Raw genomic sequence first — 22,144 nt, 5'->3', positions numbered from 1 at the left:
AAATGCGTGACAAATGTAATTTTTTTTTTGACACGCAAAACTTTTTTTTGTTTTTTTTCATTTGTAACAAAAATCACAAAAAACGCCTGTAAGATTTAGTATTTTGCACGACTAAAATTTAAGTTTCATAATTGAAAGATGGAAAAATATTTAGACGCTTTTATTAACTCTTTTTTAGGAACGGTTAATTGGACTTATAAATCTATAATTTTTGAAATCCCTTGGTATACAAATTATTTTTGGGGACTAATCCTTATATCTTTAATTGTTTGGGGATTAGAGATTGTTTTTCCGTGGAGAAAAAACCAAGCTATTATTAGAAAAGACTTTTGGCTAGATGTTTTCTATATGTTCTTTAACTTTTTTGTTTTTTCTATAGTTATAAGTGGGTTTTACAAAGTTGTTAGTTTGTTTTTTGGAGAATTTAATATCACTACTCAAAGTCTAGCTTTGATAAATATTTCTAATTGGTCGCCTTGGTTACAACTACTTGTTTTCTTTTTGATCTTAGATTTTGTACAATGGTTTACTCATGTGCTACTACATAGATATGAAGTGCTTTGGAATTTTCATAAAGTACATCACAGCGTTAAGGAGATGGGTTTTGCTGCACATTTACGCTACCATTGGATGGAAAACGTTTTATATAAACCCTTAAAAGTTTTTGGTGTAATGATTCTTGGTGGTTTTGAACCTGAACAAGCTTATATCGTTCATTTTATTGCAATTACTATTGGTCACCTAAACCATTCTAACATAAAGCTAACCTATGGTCCTTTAAAATATATTTTTAATAACCCTGTAATGCACCTTTATCATCATGCTTACACTATACCAGAAGGTAGACATGGTATTAACTACGGAATTAGTTTAAGCTTATGGGATTATATATTTAAAACTAATTTTGTACCAGAAGATAGTGGTACCATTAAAATTGGTTTTGAAGGTGACGACCAATTTCCTAAAGATTTTATTGGTCAAAACACCTACGGATTTAAGAAAGAAAAATAAAAAAAGCCAACTGTAAAAGTTGGCTTTTTTGTTATAGCATTTTTAAAGTATTTACTTCTTGTTCTGTTAAGATCTTCCAATTACCGCGAGGAATATCTTTTTTGGTTAGATGTGCAATTGCAACACAGTCTATTTTTACAATATCGTATTTTAAATGATCAAAAATGGTCCTTAAAATTGTATTACCTGTATTTTTAATTTTAATACCTATTTCTTTTTTAGGAGAACCATCAATATAACTAACCTCTTCCACTGTGATTAATTTATCATCTACTTTAAATCCTTCTTGAATTTTCTTTAAATCTTCAAGCTTAAGGTTTTTATCTAATTCTACATGAAATAATCTTGATACGCCATTTTTAGAATTTGTAAACTTTTTTACAATCTTTTCATCGTTTGTAAACAATAATAACCCTGTTGAGTTTCGTCCTAAACGACCAATTGGCTTAATCCTAGAGCTTGTTGCATTAGCAACCAAATCCATAACAGTACGACCTTTATCTGTACTAGTTGTTGTTGCAAAACCTTTTGGTTTATTTAATAAAACATATGCCTTTTTTTCTGGACTTATTCTTGCGCCATCGTAACGTACTTCATCATCCAACTGTACTTTGTAACCCATTTCGGTTACCACGCTACCATTTACTGTAACTAATCCCATTGCAATATGTTGGTCTGCCTCACGACGTGAGCAAATACCTGCATTTGCAATGTATTTATTTAATCTGATTAAGTCAGAATCTGAAGACGCCTGTTTAGAAACCTTTTTGGTTTTTACTGGCGCGTTACCTCTTGCATAAGTTTTGCTTTTAGAGTTACCTCTTCCTCTACCGGAGTTTTTCCTCTTATCATTTGCACCTTGATGTCTACTCATAATTTATTTTTTTTGCAAAGCTACAACGAATTTTTTACAAAATACGCTCTACTACCACATTATAGTCTATTAATATAATGCTTAAAACACCTGCCAATAAAATGAATTTCAAGATATTGTGAAGCCATAAATAATGTGTTTTAGTTTTAGATTTCCATAGCAGAAATAAATAAATGATTAATAAGATTTCGCAGATGTAGAAATAGAAATTCATCTTACCTATATTAAATTGAGTTATTAAAAAATAGGAAGGAATTAATGTTAATGCCACCAAAACACTAATCATTTTTTTTGAAGTGGATTCACCATAAACTATCGGAATTGTTCTATAGTTAAGGGTTAAATCGCCTTTAATATTTTCTAAATCTTTAGTAAGTTCTCTAATTGAAAGTATTAAGAACAGAAACGAAGCATGTACAAAAATAACGTTGTCAAAATTTTTGTAATACACAAAGATGACAAAGAAAGGTGTTATGGTTAAAATTGCCGAAACTAGATTACCTACTATTGGCATTTTTTTCAGTTTGTGAGAATAAAACCAAATACCAAAAATATACACAGAAAAAAATAATACTGGCTTAAAAGATACATAACTAGCCATTATAACAGCTGAGAAATTTAAAACAAAATAAAAAGACAATTTTGTGTTTTGACTTACCAATCTATCTAACATAGACTTGTTTGGTCGGTTGATTAAGTCTTTTTCTGAGTCGTAAAAATTATTGATAATATAGCCACCAGCAATAACCGCTGCAGATGCTAAAACCAACATTAATAAATTTAAATCTAAAAGAACAGATTTTACAGATTTATCATGTGCAAAAATGAAAACCGAAGCTAAATATTGCGCTACAATCACCACCAGAATATTGTAGCCTCTTACCACAGAAAACATACTAAAAAACTTAATTAGCAGATGTTTTTGTTTTCTGGACAGCATATGAATAAAAATGAAATTCTGCTTACGCAGGAATTTTTAGAAATTATAAACTACTTCTAATTTATAGTCTTTTAAAGCTTCTTCTGCTTTTTTAAAGTCTGGAGTAAACCCTAAAATATATCCGCCACCACCAGAACCGCAAAGTTTTAAGTAATAATCATTTGTCTCAAGACCTTTTTTCCAAAGCTCATGGAATTGTGCCGGAATCATAGGTTTAAAATGATTAAAAACCACTTTAGATAATTGCTTAGTGTTTTTAAATAAAGATTTAATATCTCCTTTTAAGAAGTCTTCAACACAAGCATCAGTATGTTTTATAAATTGGTCTTTAAGCATATTTCTAAAGCCTTCTTGTTTCATGTTTTCCATAAAAATAGAAACCATAGGTGCAGTTTCGCCCACAACACCAGAATCTAATAAAAACACAGCACCTTTACCATCTGTACTTTGAGTTGGTATGCCTGTTGCTTCGATATTTTCCTTAGAATTTATAAGAATTGGCAAGCTTAAATAACTGTTTAACGGATCTAATCCTGAAGATTTTCCGTGGAAAAAAGATTCCATTTCAGAAAAAATAGCTTTCAACTTTAATAGCTTATCTCTAGTTAAATTTTCTAAAACCGTAATTTTTTCATCTGCATATTTATCATAAATAGCAGCTACCAAAGCACCACTACTTCCTACACCATAACCTTGTGGAATTGAAGAATCGAAGAACATACCTTGATCTATATCTTGGTTTAGAGCTTCAATATCAAAAGTTACTAAATCCTTGTTAATATTAGATAAATATTCTGCAAAACGCTTAAGACTAGCATTTGATGCTTTTGCTTGATCAGATAAGTTTTTATCCTTTTTTAATGCGCCATTATAGAAGTTATAAGGTATAGATAATCCTTTAGAATCTTTGATGATTCCGTACTCACCAAAGAGTAAAATTTTAGAATAAAATAAGGGACCTTTCATAAGCTATTAATGCAATGGTTATATAAATTTACTGCTTTTTAGCGCCAAAACCAATTTTATCGCAAATATAATGACCGTTTTGGCAATACGCAACTAACTCTGTGTTAATGAATTTTAATATTTTTTCTTCGTCTTTTTCAGGATATAAAACGTGAACGTTAGCACCAGCATCTAAAGTAAAACAAATTGGCAAACCTGTTTCATTTCTAAATTGCCATATTTTATTAATTATTTCAAGTGTATTTGGTTTCATTAATATAAAGTATGGCAAACTTGTCATCATCATAGCATGCAATGTAAGTGCTTCGCTTTCTACAAGTTCTACAAATGCATTTAAATCTCCTGACGCTAAAATTGATTTTAGTTTAGAAATATTTTCTTCAGCTTGAGCAAATCTATTTTTTGCAAACGGATGACCGTGCATTAAATTATGTCCAACAGTACTACTTACTTGTTTTTCGCCTTTATCTACAAGCAAAATAGTATCATTAAAGTTATTGAAATTATCATGTACTTGATACGGATATTTTATACCATAAAGCTCACTACTTCCTTCAATTTCTGAATGATTTCCCCAAACCACAAGCGATCCTTCTATACTTCTACAAGCACTTCCTGAGCCTAATCTAGCTAGAAAAGATGCTTTTTTATTGAAGTACTCTTGCGTCATTTCTGGGTTATGTAATTTTTCGACACTCATCAAACACAAGGCTAAAGCACTCATCCCAGAAGCAGAAGATGCAATACCCGAACTATGAGGAAATGTGTTTTTAGTTTTTATGACAAAATGATAGTGTTTTAAAAAAGGTAAATATGCTTCTATACGCTTGAAAAACGTAGAAATCTTCGGTTGAAAATCTGGTTTAGGTTTTTCATCTAAAAAGACTTGAAAAGAGAAATTTTCTGTTAATTTTTTCTTAGTAAATGTTAAAGTTGTAATTGTTTTACACTCATTTAAAGTGAAACTTATGGATGTATTTTCTGGAATTTGATGTTCTTTTTTGCCCCAATATTTAACTAAAGCAATGTTACTTGGCGATTGCCAAACCACGCTTCCTTCCTTTAATTTACTGACATCTAGAGAAAAACAAAACTGATCTACTAACATTTATAAATTATTTTTAGACAAAGATAGTTTTTATTATTCTATAAATTTAGTAGTTTTACTGCGAATAGGTCTTCAATTAAATTGATTTATTTATTCACTTTGTGTAAATTTAAATGTTTAATTAACTAACTTAAGGTGGAAGTACTCCCAAAATTAACCAAAAACTTCTTTCACCTTATCAAATTTTTTGTATCCAAATGGATAAAAGACAACGAATAATTTTTACCATGCTAGAATTGGTGGTAAAACAAGGTGTTTATGCTACACCTATGTCACAAGTAGCAAAAGAGGCTAATGTTGCAGTTGGTACTATTTACCACTATTTTGACAACAAACAAGAAATCTTAGAGGAAATTTACAAAGTGATTAACCAAGATTATGGTGTTGTTTTGATGGCTAATTTACCTGATACTGATTTTAAAACTCAATTTGAAGCAATTTGCCAAAACTTATTTAACTATTACATTGGTAATCCATTAGCTTTTAAGTTTATGGAGTTTGTAGCTGTACCACCTTTAATGCCTAAAGACTTAGTTGAAGCTGTTAGAGAATACACTGCTGGTTTAAGAGATTTTTTTCAAAAAGGAATTGATGAAGACCATCTTAGAAACGATGTAGAGTTAAGATTATTAATGCAAACAGCTTCTGGTTGTATTACATCTGCTGTAAAGCTTAAAGAAATGGGTGCAATAGAATTATCAGAAAAAGAAATTAAGCAAGTTACAGAAATGGCTTGGGATTGTGTTAGAAAACACTAGTCATCCTTACTAATTTCTAACACTTTATTTAAGGTTTTATAATTTCTGGCAGTTGTAATTACGTTTAAGTTTTTTTCGAAAAACACGTTGTTACATTTTGTTCTGCCATAACCTTTCTTACAATAAAGATAAACAACTATGCTAGTTACAAAAAACTCTTCATCGGGATAATGTATTGCCTTTATTTGCTCAATATTTTGACTTGATGGAGAGTTTTTTAATAAAATAAAATAAGCTTTTTCGGTTGTTGATTGGTCAAAAGGTGAATTATCTAAAATAGCTTGAACATCTTGAGGTTGTTTTACAACAACATCAATACTATAGTTGTATTTATCTTTTATAACATTTAGAATTTTTTCTTCTAAAAGTGAATTACTTTCAATATCACTTTTAAAAATAATATTACCACTTTGAATGTATGTTTTTACATCTTTAAAACCAATACTATTTAATAATTCTCTAAGGTCTTTCATTAATATTTTATGATGACCACCAACATTAATTCCTCTTAAAAAAGCTAAATAAGTTTTCATCTTAACTTAAAAGGTTTTTAGATAAAATATATGCACCAGTCCAAGCATTTTGAAAATTAAATCCACCGGTAATAGCATCTACGTTTATAACTTCACCCGCAAAATATAAGTTTTCAAAAAGCTTACTTTGGTAGTTTTTAAAGTTTACTTCTTTTAGGTCTATTCCGCCAGCTGTCACAAACTCTTCTTTAAAAGTACTTTTACCTTTTACATTAAATATTGCTTTTGTTAACTGAGTTGACAATTGCTCTAATTGATATTTATTTATATCTGCCCATCTTGCTTCAGCACTTATTTGTGCAGCTAAAACTAATTGATTCCATAAGCGTTTTGGCAAATCAAACATAGAATAATTAGCAACTACTTTCTTTGCAAAATCAATCTTAACTTGTTTTAATTGCGATATTACAAATTCAAAATCTTGATTTATAAAATTGATTTCTATTTGAAAATTATAATTTTTTTCGGCCAATTCTACAGCACCAAAAGCTGATAGTTTTAGTATAGCAGGAGCACTCATTCCCCAATGTGTAATCAACAAAGGTCCATGACTTTCAAGGTTAGTCTCTAAAACTTTTACAGTTACATTTTGAGCAACAACTCCAGGAATTTCTTTGATTCTAGAATCATTAATATTGAATGTAAATAATGATGGTACTGGTTGCACAATACTATGACCAAGCTGCTCTAATTGTTCCCAAATTTTAGTACTACTACCTGTTGCTATTATTAATTTTTCACAAGAATATAAGTCTGTTTTGGTATTGACTTGCCAATATTCATCTTTATTAAAATTTGTTACAACTTGTTGTTTAATAACCTCAACACCAAGTTTATTTGCTTCGTATAAAAAACAATCTATGATAGTTTGAGAACTGTTAGATTCTGGAAAAATGCGCCCATCGTCTTCTATTTTAAGTGGCACGCCTTTTTTTTCAAACCATTCCATAGTGTCTCCTGTCATAAAAGAATGGAATGGTCCTAGTAATTCTTTTTCTCCTCTTGGGTAGTTTTTTACTAATTCTTGAGGAATAAACTCTGCATGCGTTACATTACAACGTCCACCACCAGAGACTTTTACTTTAGACAGCACTTCTTTACTTTTTTCTAAAATAGCTACAGTTACGTCTGGATATTGTTCTGCTATGTTAATAGCCGCAAAAAAACCTGCTGCGCCACCACCAACTATTATTACATCAAAAAACTTCATATTCTATCTGGGTAATCACTTATTATAGCATCAACACCGTAAGACTTTATACGCTCAATAGACTCGTAATCATTAACAGTCCATGCATTTACTTTAAAACCTTCGTTTTGAGCCTCTTTTACGTTATTTTTACTTAAAAGTGCAAAATTAGGATGAATTGCAACTGCTTTTACTGTTTTTGCAAAACGTATAGAGGCATTTACACTTGCTTTGGTTAATACTCCTAAAGGCATTTTATTATCTATTGCGTAAATAGCTTCTAGTTCTTTTCTTTGAAAACTACTGATTAAAATAGTATTATAAGACCAATTACCTTTTGCAAAATATTTATGCAACAGGTTAACAGTTGGTTGCGCTGTTTTTTCTCCTTTTAATTCTATATTAAGTAAGCAACTTCCGTTTATCAAATCTAAAACCTCAATTAATGTTGGTATTTTATATTGACCATCAATTTTTAATAATTGTAATTGGTTAAGCGTTTGTTTACCTAACTCTCCTGTACCATTAGTCATTCTATCTAAAGTAAAATCATGAAACACCACTAACTCTCCAGACGCACATAGATGCACATCTATTTCTATTCCATCTACGCCCAATTCTAATGCTTTTTTAATTGAAGGTAGTGTGTTTTCTGATATATATCCTTTTGCGCCTCTGTGTCCCACTTTTAAGGTACTTTTCATTAATTTATAATTTTTTTATGAGTCTATTTTTTAATATAAATACAACAATACTTATATTCTATTCTCATTTAACAATTTACAATTTATGATTTTTAAGTTAAAACCTGCTGTCTTTTTAATATTACTTTTTATGTCTTGTCAAAGCGGAAAACTTACTGTTGTTGGGTCCATTGATAGCGATTTAAAAGAAGCATCTGCTGCAGAAATAGTTAACCACACAAATATTGTTTGGACTATTGAAGATGCTGGTAACAAAAAAAATGTGTATGGTATGGACTACAAAGGAAATATTGTTAGAGATATAGATGTAAGCAACGTTAAAAATGAAGACTGGGAAGATCTAACCAGTGATGCTGACGGCAATTTATACATTGGTGATTTTGGAAATAATAGTAGAAAAAGAGAGCATTTTTTTATCTATAAAATTGAAGATATAAATTCGGTTAAAGATAAAGTTACTGCAGATACTGTTCATTTTACCCTACCAAAAAATGTAAAATCTGAAGATTTTGAGTCTTTCTTTTTGTTAAATAACAACTTTTACATTTTTACTAAAGAAACCAAAAACTTTAAAGTTTTAAAAGTTCCGAATACGCTAGGCACACATGTAGCAAAACTTGTAACAGAATATAATTTAGAAGGAAAACACAATAAAATAACGTCTGCAGATATTAGTGATGACGGAAAAACTGTTGTATTACTTAACCATGATAAATTATGGAAATTAACAGACTTTGAAGACGACAACTTTTTTGAAGGAAAGGTTGAAGCTGTAGATTTTAAACACGACTCTCAAAAAGAAGGTATTTGCTTTAAAGATAACAATACAGTAATTATAACAGATGAAGATTCTGGTAAAGAGGATAATAATATTTATGTATTAAAACTTTAAGAAAGCCGTTTCTAATTTTGATAAATCAGTTTCGTTTTTAATAACTTGCTTCGCATCTTTATACAAAGAATTAGCTTCTTCTTTTATAGCTTTAGAATACACCTCGTTTTTTGAGTTAAGATATACGTATTCTAACATAGAAAATAATTTTAAAACAATAACTATATCGTGTTTAGAGTAAGTTCTTATAGGTGTTATAACAGAGTATAAAAGCGACTTAAAACTTACCGAATTAATCTTTATACAACTCACATCTTCTTGTGATAAAATAATTTGATCCTTTTTACAAAGTCTAATATTAAATAATTGTGTTAAGTAATCTATACATATTAGCGCTGTTCCTGGATCGTTAATTCCAGGCGACATAGATTTTACAGCTATTTCTGTCATTTGTTTAAAAGCTAAAACGTAATTTTCTTCAATACGCTGGCTACTAGAAAAGTTAAACAAAGAATATACTTTTGTTAATTCTTCTTCATTTAGCCTTTTATTGCATTTAAAAAGAATCTCATCTTTGAAAACAAAATTACCTTTAATAGGTAATACTTCAAATTTACAATTATGCGCTTTTGCAAAATCAAGAAAAACACCTAACACAACATCTTGCATGTAACCTGAAGTTTTTGTTTTGTAGCAATTCCAATCTTCAGTATCAGGAAAATTTTGATTGTTATTTTTTTCTGAATCTATAAGCTTTTCTAATCTGTTTTTGGCTTTTTTATAGATATTTAAAACAATGTTATTCACTTGAATTTCTTGTGAAATAGAATGAATAAAATAAATAAAAGCACCTAAACAAACAGTCATAAATCCAATTGCTAATAACACCGAAAATCCTGGAAGCTGAAATTTTTCTTGGTTAGGTTCTATTTGTACCAAAGTAAAAATACAATACAGCAAAGTAGCATTATAAATACCTAATATTTTTTGATGCCTTTTATTAGAAATTAAGCCAGGTAAAACTCTTGGCGAAAAGTTACTTGAAGCTTGATTAAGCAACACCATCACCATTGAAAAACTAAACACCATAATTGAAATTAACCCAGCAATAAAAGTGGTTAAAATATTTAGTGCAGTATCCGTACTGTTAATGATTAACTGCGGAAGATTTTCATACAAATACTGAGAAAACCCTAAACTTTCGGCACGATAAGTTAAAAATGAAAAAGCAAGACCTATTACACTATAAAAAGTTGGGTAAAACGCAATTTTACTTTCTAATTTATAGACATACTTTAATAAACTTGCTAAATAGTTTTTCATTGAATGTGATTAAAAGCTTAAACCAAATCCGAAAGAAAATCGCCAACCTTCAACACTATTAAAAAAGTTAAAAGTACCAGCTACAGTTTCGGCAGCAGCAACAGTAAATCCTCCACCGTAATCGTTATGCCATTTTTTGGAATCATCATTTTTAAGCCATACACGACCAACGTCTCCTCCTGCAAAAAGTCCAATTTGCAATGGTAACGTTTTAGTTTTAAAAGAGCCTAATCTATAATGTACATCTGCGCTTCCGGCTAGACTATGTTGTCCTGTAAAACGTTGTAATCTAAATCCTCTTAATCCTGTTTGCCCACCAAGATTAGCTGCTTGATAAAACACTAAATCGTCCCCAAAACGTATTTGTGTTCTTACATCTGTTTTAAGCACTAGTTTTCTATTTGTTGTTAAGGCATTATAGAAACCTAAATTACTATCTATAAAACCGTAGGTATATTTACTGTTATCTATTTCGGTTTTTGCTCCTGCAGAGATATTAAACGTCATACCTCTTGTTGGGGTAATTTTACTATCAAAACTTTCATATTTAAAATCACCTTGCGCACCAGCAAAATATCTTCTTCCATAAAATTCTTCTGAAGCGTTTTGTGGTTGTAAAACCTTAATGTATCTATCTGGTGTTTCTTCTACTTCTATAGCTTCTGCAAGTATACTAACACCATAATCACTACCAAAATTACCTCGTTTTGATAATCCAAAACTTGTGGCGTACGTACTTGTTTTTACACGGTTGTAATCTAAACCTAAATCATCATCAAGGTTTACTGTTTCATTTCCATAACCAAAAAAGTTGTTAGTAAAATTCTCACTAGTTACTTTACCTGTAATGTGCAAATTCCACTCGCTAGTAAAGTTTGCAAAATCTCCTCTATAATCTAAACTAAAACCACTTGTTGCAAAGTAATATCCTGCTTTAAATTTATGTCTTTGCGTATAAGGATTTCTGCTAAAACCTTTAACTGTGTACGTGTCTTGAAGCCCCAATAAAATACCATCATCCGGATTATAACCTATACTTGGCGCTAATATATTTGACTTTACAATATTACGTTGAAAGTCGAAAAGGTTATTATTGTAGATATCTGTTAAGCTTATTTTTGCACCTTTATTTTCAACAATTTCATTTGGCTTAGTTTTGTGATCGTAGACATGAACGCGTCTACCATTTTTTATAATGTACTTATCGTTATTTTGTCCACCAATAATACGTGTAAAAATTAGATTATTGGCTTTTCCTTTTACTTCAATGATATCATCATCATCAAGTGCATAAATCCATAACTCTTTTGTTATCGATTTATCAAAAACTCTATCTACGATAACGTCTGCTTTTTCTCCGTCTTTATTTCTCCAAATGGTGACTTTTGTTTTATTATCTGCAATACGGTTAATTTCTATAAAATCGTCTTTATCGGTTCCTGTTAAGATGACCAATTCATTTAAATATTTATAGTAACGTTCTGCTATATCTTTAAGGTTATCTCTTCTACCTTTTAAAAACTTTTTAATTTCAGCTAAAGATTCTTTTTTAGAGGCTTCTGGTAATTTTGAAAAGGCTTTTTCTATAACTTGATCTGTTACATTTTCTTGAATAAATTTAGCTTGTTTTAACCAAACGTCTTTATCTGATTGTTGTATTAAAACCTTATCTAATTTAACGCCAGCACTATTCATCCATTTTACATCTTTTAACTTATCGTCGTAAACTTGTAGTTGCTTAGATGCGCCAGATAGAAAACGCGTTACATCTAGTATTGCTCCGTCAAAATTAGAAAACACTTGATCTCTATCTCTTGGTATTGGTTTAAATAGCTTGTCTCCATTAGGTTGATCAAATTGCGCCCATCTCCATTGGTCTTGATGTCTATCCCAATCACCAATTAACATATCAAACAACCTTGCTCTTACATAAGAGTTTTCGTCAATTTTATATTTTTCGTCATCTCTTATTTTCTCTATAATATCATGTGTACTTTCTATATCATCTGCATATCCAAAATTACGTTCGTTTGAGTAATTTTCTTCTGGACGTTCTTCAATCATATATAATTCGCCTCCATAATTTTTATTATAATCTCCAAGATATTTATGTTTTGGTATATAATATAATTTTGGATTTGTATGATATACATCTGCTGCATCTGCCAAGTCTGGTACTGCTAAAAATGCATATGGATGAGCTGCTGTGTAGAAATCTAAAATTAAATTTTCTACAGTTGTTTTATCAAAGTCATCTTCTAGATAATTATCTTTAAATAAAACTGTTTGCAAATATTGCGTTGCACTTTTACGCAATGCACGCATATTTAACTCTCTTCCATCTTTGGTTTTTAATCTTATGGATCTTGTTTGATGTCCGCCACCTTCTCTTACTATTTCTAAACCGCCATAAAGTGTATCTAATGTTGCAACTGGCACATCTATTTTTGTACTATATAAATCACGATAACGTTCTCCAAAAAAGGCTTCATAAACACCTGATTTATCAGTTTCTTCTTTAGTGTAAACTGATGCTTTTATAGTTTGAGGGAAATTATCTGGTAAAGTCGAAACATCAAATTCTTGTTCGCGTTGTTCAAAAACTTGATGTGTAAATAATAGTTTAGGATTTTCATTTTCTTCGCCGTAATAGCTAACCCAAGCTTCTCCGTCTTTATAAACCGTTAATGTTGCAAAACCTTGCTTACCGTATGCAAACAAACCATTTCTACTTAATGCTGCACCAGATTCTTTTGCTCCAGAACCAGAAACAATTTGTTTAATACCATTATTTTCTATGTATTGCAAGGTATGTTCATGTCCTGATGCAAAGACAATATTATCATACTCTAAAGCTAAAGTTTCTACACGACTCATTAACTCATTATACCTTTCGTTATAACGATCTTGAATAGATACACCACCTTGCGTTCTTACTTGTACTAAAAACGACGCTAAAATAGGAACAGGAATTTTGCTTTGCGTTGGGTATAAGTGCTTTGATTTTTCGTAAAATCCACCATGAGTACCGTTGGTATACATTGGATGGTGCATTGCAACTATGACACGCTTATTTTGAGCTTTTTTAAATTCGCCTTCTAATTCTAAAAAGAAGCGTTTTCTTGTTTTTATTTCACACTTGTCATTTATCGTAGGATTATCATTCCAATTCTCTAAATACCATTGTGTATCTATAATGATAAGCTTTGTGTTTTCGCCAACATCATAATCTTCTAACGGACAACCATTTTCTGGCTGAAACGTATTTTTACCTAAAGCGTCTTCTATAAATTTTTCTTGTCGTTTTACACCTTTTACTCCATCTGCATACCAATCATGATTACCAGGTATAAAAACCACATCTCCTTCAAAACCATCTAAACTATTAACTTGTGCTTGTAGGTTGTTTTTAGCTTCAGAATAGCCTTCATCATCCTCATCAGGTAAACCTGCAGGATATATATTATCTCCTAAAAATATTGCATAAGTATTTTTAGTATTTTTATTTTTAATAAAACTTTTAAAAGCTTTTAATCCTTTAGAATAGCCATTAATTGGCGACTTACCTGCATCTCCTATAAGATAAAAAGTCTTATCTATTGATTTGTCTGGAAGTTGTTGAATTTTATTATCTTCTTCTTTATATTGTGCTTTGTAAGAAGCACAACTAGCAATTAAAAATGTAATAAAAAACGTTAGAATTATGTTATTTTTTGACATAAATAGTATTTACGGTTAATTTTTGGTTATTTTAGGTTAGTTTAAAAAAATTATAAATGACTAAGCTTGTTGAAAAAACAGAATCCTTTGTATTTGAACTTTTTAAAAATGAACTACCGGATACGATAGTTTATCATAATCATACACATACAAAGCGTGTTTTTAAATGTACAAAAGAAATAATTGAAAATTCTGAAATTAATGTTAATGATGCTGAAATTTTGATGCTAGCAGCATTATTACATGACACTGGTTACACCAAAACTAGGGATGACCATGAAGATGAAAGCGCCAAAATTGCAGAAGATTTCCTAAAAAAAGAAGGTGCTGATCAAAAGGTAATTGATAGCGTAAAAGACTGCATAATGGCTACAAAAGTAGCTAACGAACCTAAAACTGAGCTTGATAAAATCTTACGTGATGCAGATGCGTCTCATTTTGGAAAAAAATATTTTAATGAAGCAAGTGAATTTTTAAGAAAAGAGCTTGAAATTAATGGTATCGCTACATTTACTCCTAGCGAATGGCTTGATGAAAACATAAAAATGCTATCAAAAAAGCATCGATTTTATACAGATTATGCTTTAAAGAATTGGCAACCAAGAAAAGAGAAAAATCTTGCTAAGCTTATTAAAACTAAAAAGAAGCACAAAAGAAAAATTAAAAAGGAAAAAATTAAGGCAAAATATAAAGCACAATATAAAAACGAAAGCCCAGAACGAGGTATACAAACATTTTATAGAGTTGCTTTAAGAAACCATATTAAATTAAGTGACATTGCAGATACAAAAGCTAATATTTTGCTGTCTGTAAATGCCATTATCATATCGGTAGTATTAGCTAATTTAATTTCTAAATTAGATACTAATCCTTACCTGACTTGGCCTACAGTAATTTTTACTGTATTTAGCGTGATTTCTATGGTAATGTCAATAATAGCTACTCGTCCTAACGTCACTAGCGGAGAATTTACCAAAGAAGATGTCGCTAATAAAGAAGTAAACTTAACCTTTTTTGGTAACTTCCATAAAATGGATTTAAAAGAATACGAATGGGCTATAGAAGAGCTTTTAAAAGATAAAAACTACGTTTATAAATCCCTTACTAAAGACTTATATTTTTTAGGTAAAGTGTTAGAAAGAAAATATAGGTTATTACGTATAACTTATACTGTATTTATGATCGGTATTATTACGTCTTTAATTGCTTTTGGAATTGCTGTAAAGAACAATCCTGGAACTAACATAGAAGACGTTTTAGACACAACTTCTATTATTAAAACAGATATGCTTAAAGATAAAAAATCTACTTTTTATCTTTAAGCATGTCTTTATAAGTAAAGTAAACATCTTCTGCTTTATCGTTATAAAGAATATCTACTCGTATTGCTTTTAAACCAGTAACACCTTGCAAATCATCTAACTCTAATATTTCTAAATTATTTGCTAAACGTTTTTTGGCTTGTAAAAACTTAACGTATTGTAAATATTCTTTTTCATCTTCTTTTTGAGAGTATACAATAGTTAACTTCCCTTTTTGGGTAATTCTCTCGTCAGTACCTTTTATATAAGCTTTATCTACTCGCTTTTTTACTACCTCATATCTTGCATTATATGTTCCGTCTACATCAAAATGCTTTTCATCTGTTCTAAAACGAATAGATAACGGTTGATTAAACACCAATATCATTGATGCTACGTCTAAAGCTTTTGGATATTGATGTTGATGGTTGTAGTATGTATTTTCCATCTCGCACATGACCTGCATTTGCCATAACCTTAGGTTATAAAGATAAATTTCGTTAAAAGAATTTTCCTTTGTAATTGACTCGCCAATGTACATGTTATGTTCTACACCATCAGTTTTAAAACGTTCAAAAAAGTGAGGATACATGCTTTGAGCTTCAATTTGCTTTCTATCTATAATAGACGCCATGTTTTTGTTAATCAAGCTAATGGTATCATCAAAATTTTTGCGATAAAAATAAATAACTTTTAAAGTATTGTCTATCTTATTAAAGTAATCTTCTATATCTTCCTTTAATTGCTGGTGTTTATTTAGTTGAAATCTAAATATAGGCTCTATTTCTTTATTAAAAAACTGCGTTAATTTTTGCTCTGTATCTACTTTAAACTGTTGTTTTAAATGATCTTCAAATTGATCAATCTTAAACTTAATTTGCTGGTAAATTATTAAATCTTCTAGTGTTGATGCTTTTTCAATTATATTTTTTACGAGTTTGAGTTGTAATTGAAGGTCTTTTAGTGTTGCTTCATTTCTTTCTTTTGAAGATCCTTTTACATCAATTTGACCAAACAACGGATAGACTTTTTTAAAGCTAATACGCTTAAAGTTTGGGTTACGTTTACCTTCTTCTTGCTCTTTTTTAAATAACCTTGCTGCTTCTTCAAACTTCCATCTTACACTTGGATGTATAGATGTGCATTCTCTTTGTATGATAGCTTCTATTTCGTTTTCTTCCTCTTCTTTTGCGCGTTTAACAACTGTAAGTATAAAAGGCATTACATCTATTAACTTATTTGCATTAATACTGTTTAACTCTCCTTTTTGATTAGACACTAATTCTAAAATAGCTAACAGCTGTCCATCTTCTGCTATTGGAGCAAAAATAGCACTTTCTATACCTTGATCGTGCAAAGCTTTAAGTTGTGGCTCTTTACCTTTTGATAATTGATACAGCTTTTCTACATCAGAGATTGTGTAATAATTTTTATCTTTTATTAACTTATCATAAGAAAACATACAAAGTGCATCTTTACAGTGTATTGTTTCTTGATGGTTTAATAAAAAACTTTTTATATTACTTTGATAGGCTTGCGTAAGCGAACTGTCTTCTTGTGTAAATATTGAAAAACCAACTTTTATATTGTTACTATTAAATAGTCTTTGAAAAACATTTTCAAAATTCTCTATAAATCCTTGCTTCTCTCTATTGTTTATTTGAATTAAAGTTGATTTTATATTTGAAATAGATTGATCGTCTGTAACATCAAACATACTAGAGATTACAAAACCATTAAATTGATAACTTTTTGGCGGAAATTTTTCTTTCCAAAGGTCTATATCATCAAAATTATCCAATAATTCTTCATAGTCTGCTTTTGTAAACTTTGGTGCATTTTCTGTTGGTAAAATCTCTATAAAATCTGCGTTATATAGCACTTTATATGTTCTTAAAATTCCATTACCATCAGGTATATCGTAATAAATTGGTCGTTTAAAATTTAAACTATAACCATAATACATACTTATAATTATTGTACAACCAAAAATATATAAGTCATCATCTGGCATATTTTTTATTGCCAGACTAAACTCTTCTCCTGCATCGCTAACAATGTTTTTAAAACGTTGCGTAGAAGACAAAACTGTATTTTGTAACGGAATTGTTGCAAACTTAATTTCGTTTAGCGTTAACACTTCACTAAACACATCTTGAAGCACAATGTTTATTTCATCTTTATATTGAAAAAGTTCTTCATAATCTGTAAAACCTTCCCTTAAAATAGGATTAAGCTCTGCTACTTTTAAAATAGCTTTTGCTTTTTTGGCTATAATTTCATTTTCACTTTTAGACAAAGCATCGTACTGGCTTAATAATTTATTAAAACCAATTTTCACAGAAAAAGGAAAAGTAATACTTGTGTCTATAGTTTTTAGCATATTATTTTATTTGTGCAAAATTAAAAAATATTGAGGTCTTTATTATAACTTCTTATATTTTTAAACTACAAAGGTATATACAATAGTTATTGTATTAGCTATACTTCTTAATATAACTAATTTAGTTGACAATATATAATAACACCTATGAGTTACCTAAATAGTACAATCTTACAAAAGACTACTTAATTAACTTATATTAAATTAATTAATAATTGATTGTCGTTAAAAAATAAAATAACTTACAACTATTACACTTCAGTTATTATAAAAACTATAGATGTTTAATTAGTATAATAGACAATTAATGAAGAAATTAATTAGACTTTAACATCTAAAGCATCTCGTAAAGCATTACCAACAAGCATAAAAGCCATTACCAAAAACATGATGCAAAGTCCTGGTAAAATTGCCAAGTAAGGTTTACCTAAAATAATATAATTGTAATGATCTTTTATCATTGCTCCCCAACTTGCCATTGGCGGCTGGGCACCAATACCTAAAAAACTAAGACCTGATTCTATTAAAATTGCTGCTGCAAAATTAGCTGCACAAATTACTATTACTGGCGCTAAAATATTGGGTAAAATATGCTTGGTTATAATCCTAAAGTCATTAAACCCTAACGCTTTTGCTGCGGTAACATATTGCATTTCTTTAGCACTAATAATTTGACCTCTTACCACTCTTGCTACTTCTACCCACATGGTTAAGCCTACTGCTATAAATACTTGCCAAAACCCTTTGCCTAAAGCTAAGGTTATAGCAATTACTAATAATAGTGTAGGAATTGACCATGTCACGTTAATAATCCACATAATTGCTGCATCTATTTTACCACCATAATAACCGGCAATGCTTCCCATAAAAACACCAATTACTAACGAAATAAACACAGCTACAAAACCTATAAAAAACGAAATACGTGCACCTACCAAAAGCCTGCTTAACAAGTCTCTTCCGTATTTATCTGTTCCTAAAAGAAATGTTCTATTTTTTATGAATTGTTTTACTAAATTATCTGAAATAAAATTAGCCTTTATGGTTTTTGTTTGACCTTGCAATCCATCAGAAACATACTCGGTATAAGTTAGCTGATTACCTTCTAATTTATATTTTGAAATAGGAATTTCTGTGCTTGTGTTTTTCTTTCCGAAGAAAATAATATCAAACCAATTTTGATCATTTTCAACTTCTGAAGGAATGGTTAGCATATCTACTGAAAAACCAGGTGATTTAGAGTGAATAGAGACATGCATTTGATTGGCGTTTTGCGAACTATCTGGAGCAAAAACATAAGCAAAAACCGAGATTATACCAACTAAGCCAATGTATATCAAACTAAAAACGCCCCAAAAGTTTTTTTTAAACTTTTGAAGCGCTAATTGAGATAATGAGCTTGAGTTTTGACTCATTGATTATTAATCTTTTATTGTAGCTACTTTGTTAATACGGTAAGTGCTATTTAAGTCGTCTAATACGTTTAAAGCTTCTTCTACATAAACGTCTTTACTTAAATTTTCGTGCCATCTTTCTCGCTTTTGCTTTAACACTGTATCTTGTTCAAACATTTTTTGCTCGTATGGCAAAGAGCTAAAAGATAAGTCTGTTTTGTAATCTGAAATAGCATCAAACTGTTTAGCTTGTTCTTCGTTTAACTCTAATTTAGCTTTGTATTTATCATAGTTTAACGAGTAAGTATTATCGTCCATTTGCTTTTTAGCCCATTTTGCGCTTTGCTCGATAAGTTTAAGTTGCTCGTTATTTGCCATACGTTGTTTACTTTTTGAAATAGTTGCATCATAATCAAAATAACTATCCCAAACATCGTAGTTTACTGGTGTGATCTTATCCCAAGGTAAAGGATTTTCTTGGTCACGTTCGCCTATGTCAATAAAACTATATCTATCCGGTACAGCAATATCACTTTTAACACCTTCTAATTGTGTTGATCCTCCATTAATACGGTAAAACTTTTGACGCGTTAATTTTAAAGCACCTAAATCTCCGTGAGAACTATTACGCACCATTCTGTTTAGATCAAGTACGTTTTGTACAGTTCCTTTTCCGTAGGTTTGCTTACTACCAATTATGATGGCTCTTTTATAATCTTGCATTGCTGCAGCTAAAATCTCAGATGCAGATGCAGATAACTCATTTACCATAATTACTAATGGTCCGTCCCAAGTTATACTTCTATCGGTATCTTTTAAGACTTCTTTTTCAGATCCAGTTTCTCTTACTTGAACGATTGGTCCATCTTCAATAAATAAACCAGCCATATCGACAACTGTTTTTAAGGATCCGCCACCATTATTTCTTAAATCTAGGACTAATCCTTCAATACCTTCTTCTTTTAGACGTTCAATTTCTAATTTTATATCTGAAGCAGCATTTCGTTCTTTATAATCATTAAAATCTACATAGAATTTTGGCAAGTTTATTACTCCGTAAATTCTATCATCTTTTTTAACAATTGAAGACTTTGCATAAGTTTCTTCAAGCTCTACTAAATCTCTTGTTACTTTTATATCTTCAATAGTACCATCAACCTTTTTCATGGTTAAAACAACATCTGTTCCTTTTGGTCCTTTTATAAGTTTTATGGCATCATCAATACGCATTCCTACAATGCTTACTGCTTCTTTTTCATCACCTTGACGTACTTTTAAAATCACATCTCCTACTTCAATTTGCCCATCTCTCCAAGCTGGTCCACCAGAGATTAACTCGACAATCTTAATGTAATCCATTTTCTTTTGTAGTCTTGCTCCTATTCCTTCTAATTTACCAGACATCTGTTGATCAAAACGATCTTTATCTACTGGCGCCATGTAAGATGTATGCGGATCATACTCTTCTACAATAGTATTTACGTACATAGCAAACCAGTCTTTACGTTCCATATCTTCAATATAGTCTGTAAAGTAATTATCCAATGCTTTTAAGGTTTCGTTTCTAGCCTCTTTTTCAAGTTCGGTTAAAGACTTTGGTGCTTCTGTATTATCTTCTTTAGCTTCGTCATTTTCTTGTTGCTCAATTAAAGTTTCATAATTTGATAGTGTATTAAACTTTAATTGTTGTCTCCATCTTTCTTTAAGCTGTTTTTTGTTTTTAGAGTATTCTAAATTCTCATAATCTGCGTTATATTCTTCATCCTTAGAAAAATCAAAAGGTTTTTCTAAAATCTCTTTATAATAAGCTTTTGCTTCTTCTTGACGCTTAATTAATCGTTCGTGTACTGCGTTAAAGAATGAAATATCATAAGCTTTTAGTTGGTCATCAATTTCAGTTTCGTATTTTTTAAAATCATCAATATCCGACTTTAAAAAGTAACGTTTTAAAGGATCTACTTGCTCTAAATAATCTTCAAATATTTCTTTTGAAAATGCATCATCTACAGTCTTTGGCTCAAAATGAAGTTGATCTAAAGCCAAAGTTATTATTTGAATTAATAATTTATCTTTATCTGGGTTATCGTCTACCTTAGTGGTAAAGCTACAAGATCCAAATGCAAGCACTAAAACTAGTAGCAAAATATTATAATTCCTTCTCATTTTCTTCTTGTTTATTGGGAAATTTCTACTAAAGTAAAGAAAAAACTATGCCAATAAAATCTATTTGCACTAATTTTTTGTTAAACTGAATAAATTAGGCGGTTACAGAAGTTTTTATGTATTTTAGCAATAGGGAAAAAAAATCTAATTATGAGTAAAAAACCTTTAATTTTAGTGACTAATGATGATGGAATTACAGCTCCAGGTATTTTAGCTTTAATTGAAGTTATGGAAACTTTAGGCGATGTGGTTGTAGTTGCACCAGATAGCCCACAAAGTGGTATGGGACATGCTATTACTATTAACAACACATTACACTTAGATAAGGTCTCTAAAAAAGGTGAAAAAACACAAAAATATAGTTGTTCTGGCACACCTGCAGATTGTGTAAAAATTGCTGTAAATGAAGTATTAGACCGTAAGCCAGACTTATGTGTTTCTGGGATTAATCATGGTTCAAACAGTTCTATTAATGTTATTTATTCTGGCACGATGAGTGCAGCGATTGAAGCAGGTATAGAAGGCATACCTGCAATAGGATTTTCTAATTTAAATTATAACTGGGAAGCCAATTTTGAAGCCTCAAAAAAATACGTAAAACGCATCACAAAAAACGCTTTAAAACATGGTATTGCTGAAGGTGTTATTTTGAATGTTAACATTCCTGATTTAGAAGAAAAAGACATAAAAGGCATTAAAGTATGTAGACAAGCTAGAGCCAATTGGAAAGAGAGATTTGACAAACGAAAAACACCGCAAGGAAAAGATTATTATTGGCTTACAGGAAAATTTGTAAATTACGATAATGGAAGTGACACAGATGAATGGGCTTTAAAAGAAGGATATGTATCTGTAGTCCCTGTACAATTTGATTTGACTGCGCACCACTACATGCAGCAACTTAATACTTGGCAATTAAACGATTAAGTTTTAATATATTTAATA

The 22,144-nt window shown here is 30.3% G+C and carries 17 protein-coding genes; 5 read left to right on the top strand and 12 right to left on the bottom strand.

Annotation, left to right across the window (positions count from 1 at the left end):
• Window positions 1-138 precede the first annotated feature (138 nt).
• Window positions 139-1,011, top strand: coding sequence for a sterol desaturase family protein (locus WA340_RS14035; RefSeq protein ID WP_304145130.1), 873 nt, complete (start codon window positions 139-141; stop codon window positions 1,009-1,011).
• Between the two features lie 31 nt (window positions 1,012-1,042).
• Here the strand turns inward: WA340_RS14035 and WA340_RS14030 are convergent, their stop codons facing one another.
• From WA340_RS14030 to WA340_RS14015, 4 genes are read right to left on the bottom strand one after another with little or no spacing between them, the layout of a single operon-like run.
• Window positions 1,043-1,885 carry a pseudouridine synthase gene (locus tag WA340_RS14030; protein WP_304145133.1) on the bottom strand — a complete coding sequence of 281 codons (843 nt, stop codon included), beginning with the start codon at window positions 1,883-1,885 and terminating at the stop codon, window positions 1,043-1,045.
• Between the two features lie 34 nt (window positions 1,886-1,919).
• Window positions 1,920-2,825, bottom strand: coding sequence for a geranylgeranylglycerol-phosphate geranylgeranyltransferase (locus tag WA340_RS14025; RefSeq protein WP_304145136.1), 906 nt, complete (start codon window positions 2,823-2,825; stop codon window positions 1,920-1,922).
• A gap of 36 nt (window positions 2,826-2,861) precedes the next feature.
• Window positions 2,862-3,791: a mevalonate kinase family protein gene (locus WA340_RS14020; RefSeq protein WP_336129542.1), complete on the bottom strand. Its 930-nt coding sequence runs from the start codon at window positions 3,789-3,791 to the stop codon at window positions 2,862-2,864.
• Window positions 3,792-3,819: 28 nt separating this feature from the next.
• Window positions 3,820-4,899: a diphosphomevalonate/mevalonate 3,5-bisphosphate decarboxylase family protein gene (locus WA340_RS14015; protein ID WP_336129541.1), complete on the bottom strand. Its 1,080-nt coding sequence runs from the start codon at window positions 4,897-4,899 to the stop codon at window positions 3,820-3,822.
• A 197-nt stretch (window positions 4,900-5,096) separates the two neighbouring features.
• On the opposite strand from WA340_RS14015, the gene WA340_RS14010 reads away from it, so the two are divergent.
• Complete coding sequence (locus WA340_RS14010) at window positions 5,097-5,657, top strand: TetR/AcrR family transcriptional regulator (protein ID WP_336129540.1); 561 nt, start codon at window positions 5,097-5,099, stop codon at window positions 5,655-5,657.
• Here the strand turns inward: WA340_RS14010 and WA340_RS14005 are convergent.
• From WA340_RS14005 to WA340_RS13995, 3 genes are read right to left on the bottom strand one after another with little or no spacing between them, the layout of a single operon-like run.
• The gene (locus WA340_RS14005; protein WP_336129539.1) at window positions 5,654-6,190 is read right to left on the bottom strand and encodes a DUF1697 domain-containing protein; all 537 of its coding nucleotides are present in this window, start codon (window positions 6,188-6,190) and stop codon (window positions 5,654-5,656) included. The genes WA340_RS14010 and WA340_RS14005 overlap by 4 nt on opposite strands.
• A 1-nt stretch (window position 6,191) precedes the next feature.
• Entirely contained in the window at window positions 6,192-7,400 is a 1,209-nt protein-coding gene (locus WA340_RS14000) for an NAD(P)/FAD-dependent oxidoreductase (RefSeq protein WP_336129538.1), read from the bottom strand.
• Window positions 7,397-8,083: a glycerophosphodiester phosphodiesterase gene (locus tag WA340_RS13995; protein ID WP_336129537.1), complete on the bottom strand. Its 687-nt coding sequence runs from the start codon at window positions 8,081-8,083 to the stop codon at window positions 7,397-7,399. The genes WA340_RS14000 and WA340_RS13995 overlap by 4 nt, the downstream gene beginning before the upstream one ends.
• An 85-nt stretch (window positions 8,084-8,168) precedes the next feature.
• Here WA340_RS13995 and WA340_RS13990 point away from each other — a divergent pair, with 85 nt between their 5' ends.
• The gene (locus WA340_RS13990) at window positions 8,169-8,975 is read left to right on the top strand and encodes a hypothetical protein (RefSeq protein ID WP_304145155.1); all 807 of its coding nucleotides are present in this window, start codon (window positions 8,169-8,171) and stop codon (window positions 8,973-8,975) included.
• Here WA340_RS13990 and WA340_RS13985 read toward each other — a convergent pair.
• Together WA340_RS13985 and WA340_RS13980 are read right to left on the bottom strand one after the other, a co-directional pair.
• Complete coding sequence (locus tag WA340_RS13985; RefSeq protein WP_336129536.1) at window positions 8,964-10,238, bottom strand: DUF2254 domain-containing protein; 1,275 nt, start codon at window positions 10,236-10,238, stop codon at window positions 8,964-8,966. The two genes, WA340_RS13990 and WA340_RS13985, sit on opposite strands and share 12 nt — an antisense overlap.
• 9 nt (window positions 10,239-10,247) lie before the next feature.
• A complete protein-coding gene (locus WA340_RS13980; RefSeq protein WP_336129535.1) occupies window positions 10,248-13,958 on the bottom strand; it encodes a metallophosphoesterase in 3,711 nt (1,236 codons plus the stop codon).
• 56 nt (window positions 13,959-14,014) lie between these two features.
• Here WA340_RS13980 and WA340_RS13975 point away from each other — a divergent pair, with 56 nt between their 5' ends.
• Entirely contained in the window at window positions 14,015-15,280 is a 1,266-nt protein-coding gene (locus WA340_RS13975) for a Pycsar system effector family protein (RefSeq protein WP_223077482.1), read from the top strand.
• Here WA340_RS13975 and WA340_RS13970 read toward each other — a convergent pair.
• The 3 genes from WA340_RS13970 to WA340_RS13960 all read right to left on the bottom strand — a co-directional run bounded on the left by WA340_RS13970 (window position 15,264) and on the right by WA340_RS13960 (window position 21,199).
• The gene (locus WA340_RS13970) at window positions 15,264-17,642 is read right to left on the bottom strand and encodes a GAF domain-containing protein (protein ID WP_336129534.1); all 2,379 of its coding nucleotides are present in this window, start codon (window positions 17,640-17,642) and stop codon (window positions 15,264-15,266) included. The genes WA340_RS13975 and WA340_RS13970 overlap by 17 nt on opposite strands.
• A gap of 320 nt (window positions 17,643-17,962) precedes the next feature.
• On the bottom strand, window positions 17,963-19,057 hold the full coding sequence (locus WA340_RS13965) for an ABC transporter permease (protein ID WP_336129533.1): 1,095 nt from the start codon (window positions 19,055-19,057) through the stop codon (window positions 17,963-17,965).
• Window positions 19,058-19,063: 6 nt separating this feature from the next.
• A complete protein-coding gene (locus WA340_RS13960) occupies window positions 19,064-21,199 on the bottom strand; it encodes a carboxy terminal-processing peptidase (RefSeq protein WP_336129532.1) in 2,136 nt (711 codons plus the stop codon).
• 150 nt (window positions 21,200-21,349) lie between these two features.
• Between WA340_RS13960 and surE the strand changes: the two genes are divergently transcribed.
• Entirely contained in the window at window positions 21,350-22,126 is a 777-nt protein-coding gene (gene surE, locus WA340_RS13955) for a 5'/3'-nucleotidase SurE (RefSeq protein WP_336129531.1), read from the top strand.
• Window positions 22,127-22,144 lie beyond the last annotated feature (18 nt).

The organism is Mesoflavibacter sp. CH_XMU1422-2, from assembly GCF_037029245.1.
Classification (GTDB): Bacteria; Bacteroidota; Bacteroidia; order Flavobacteriales; family Flavobacteriaceae; genus Mesoflavibacter; species Mesoflavibacter zeaxanthinifaciens.
This window is presented reverse-complemented; position numbering and strand designations above follow the sequence as displayed.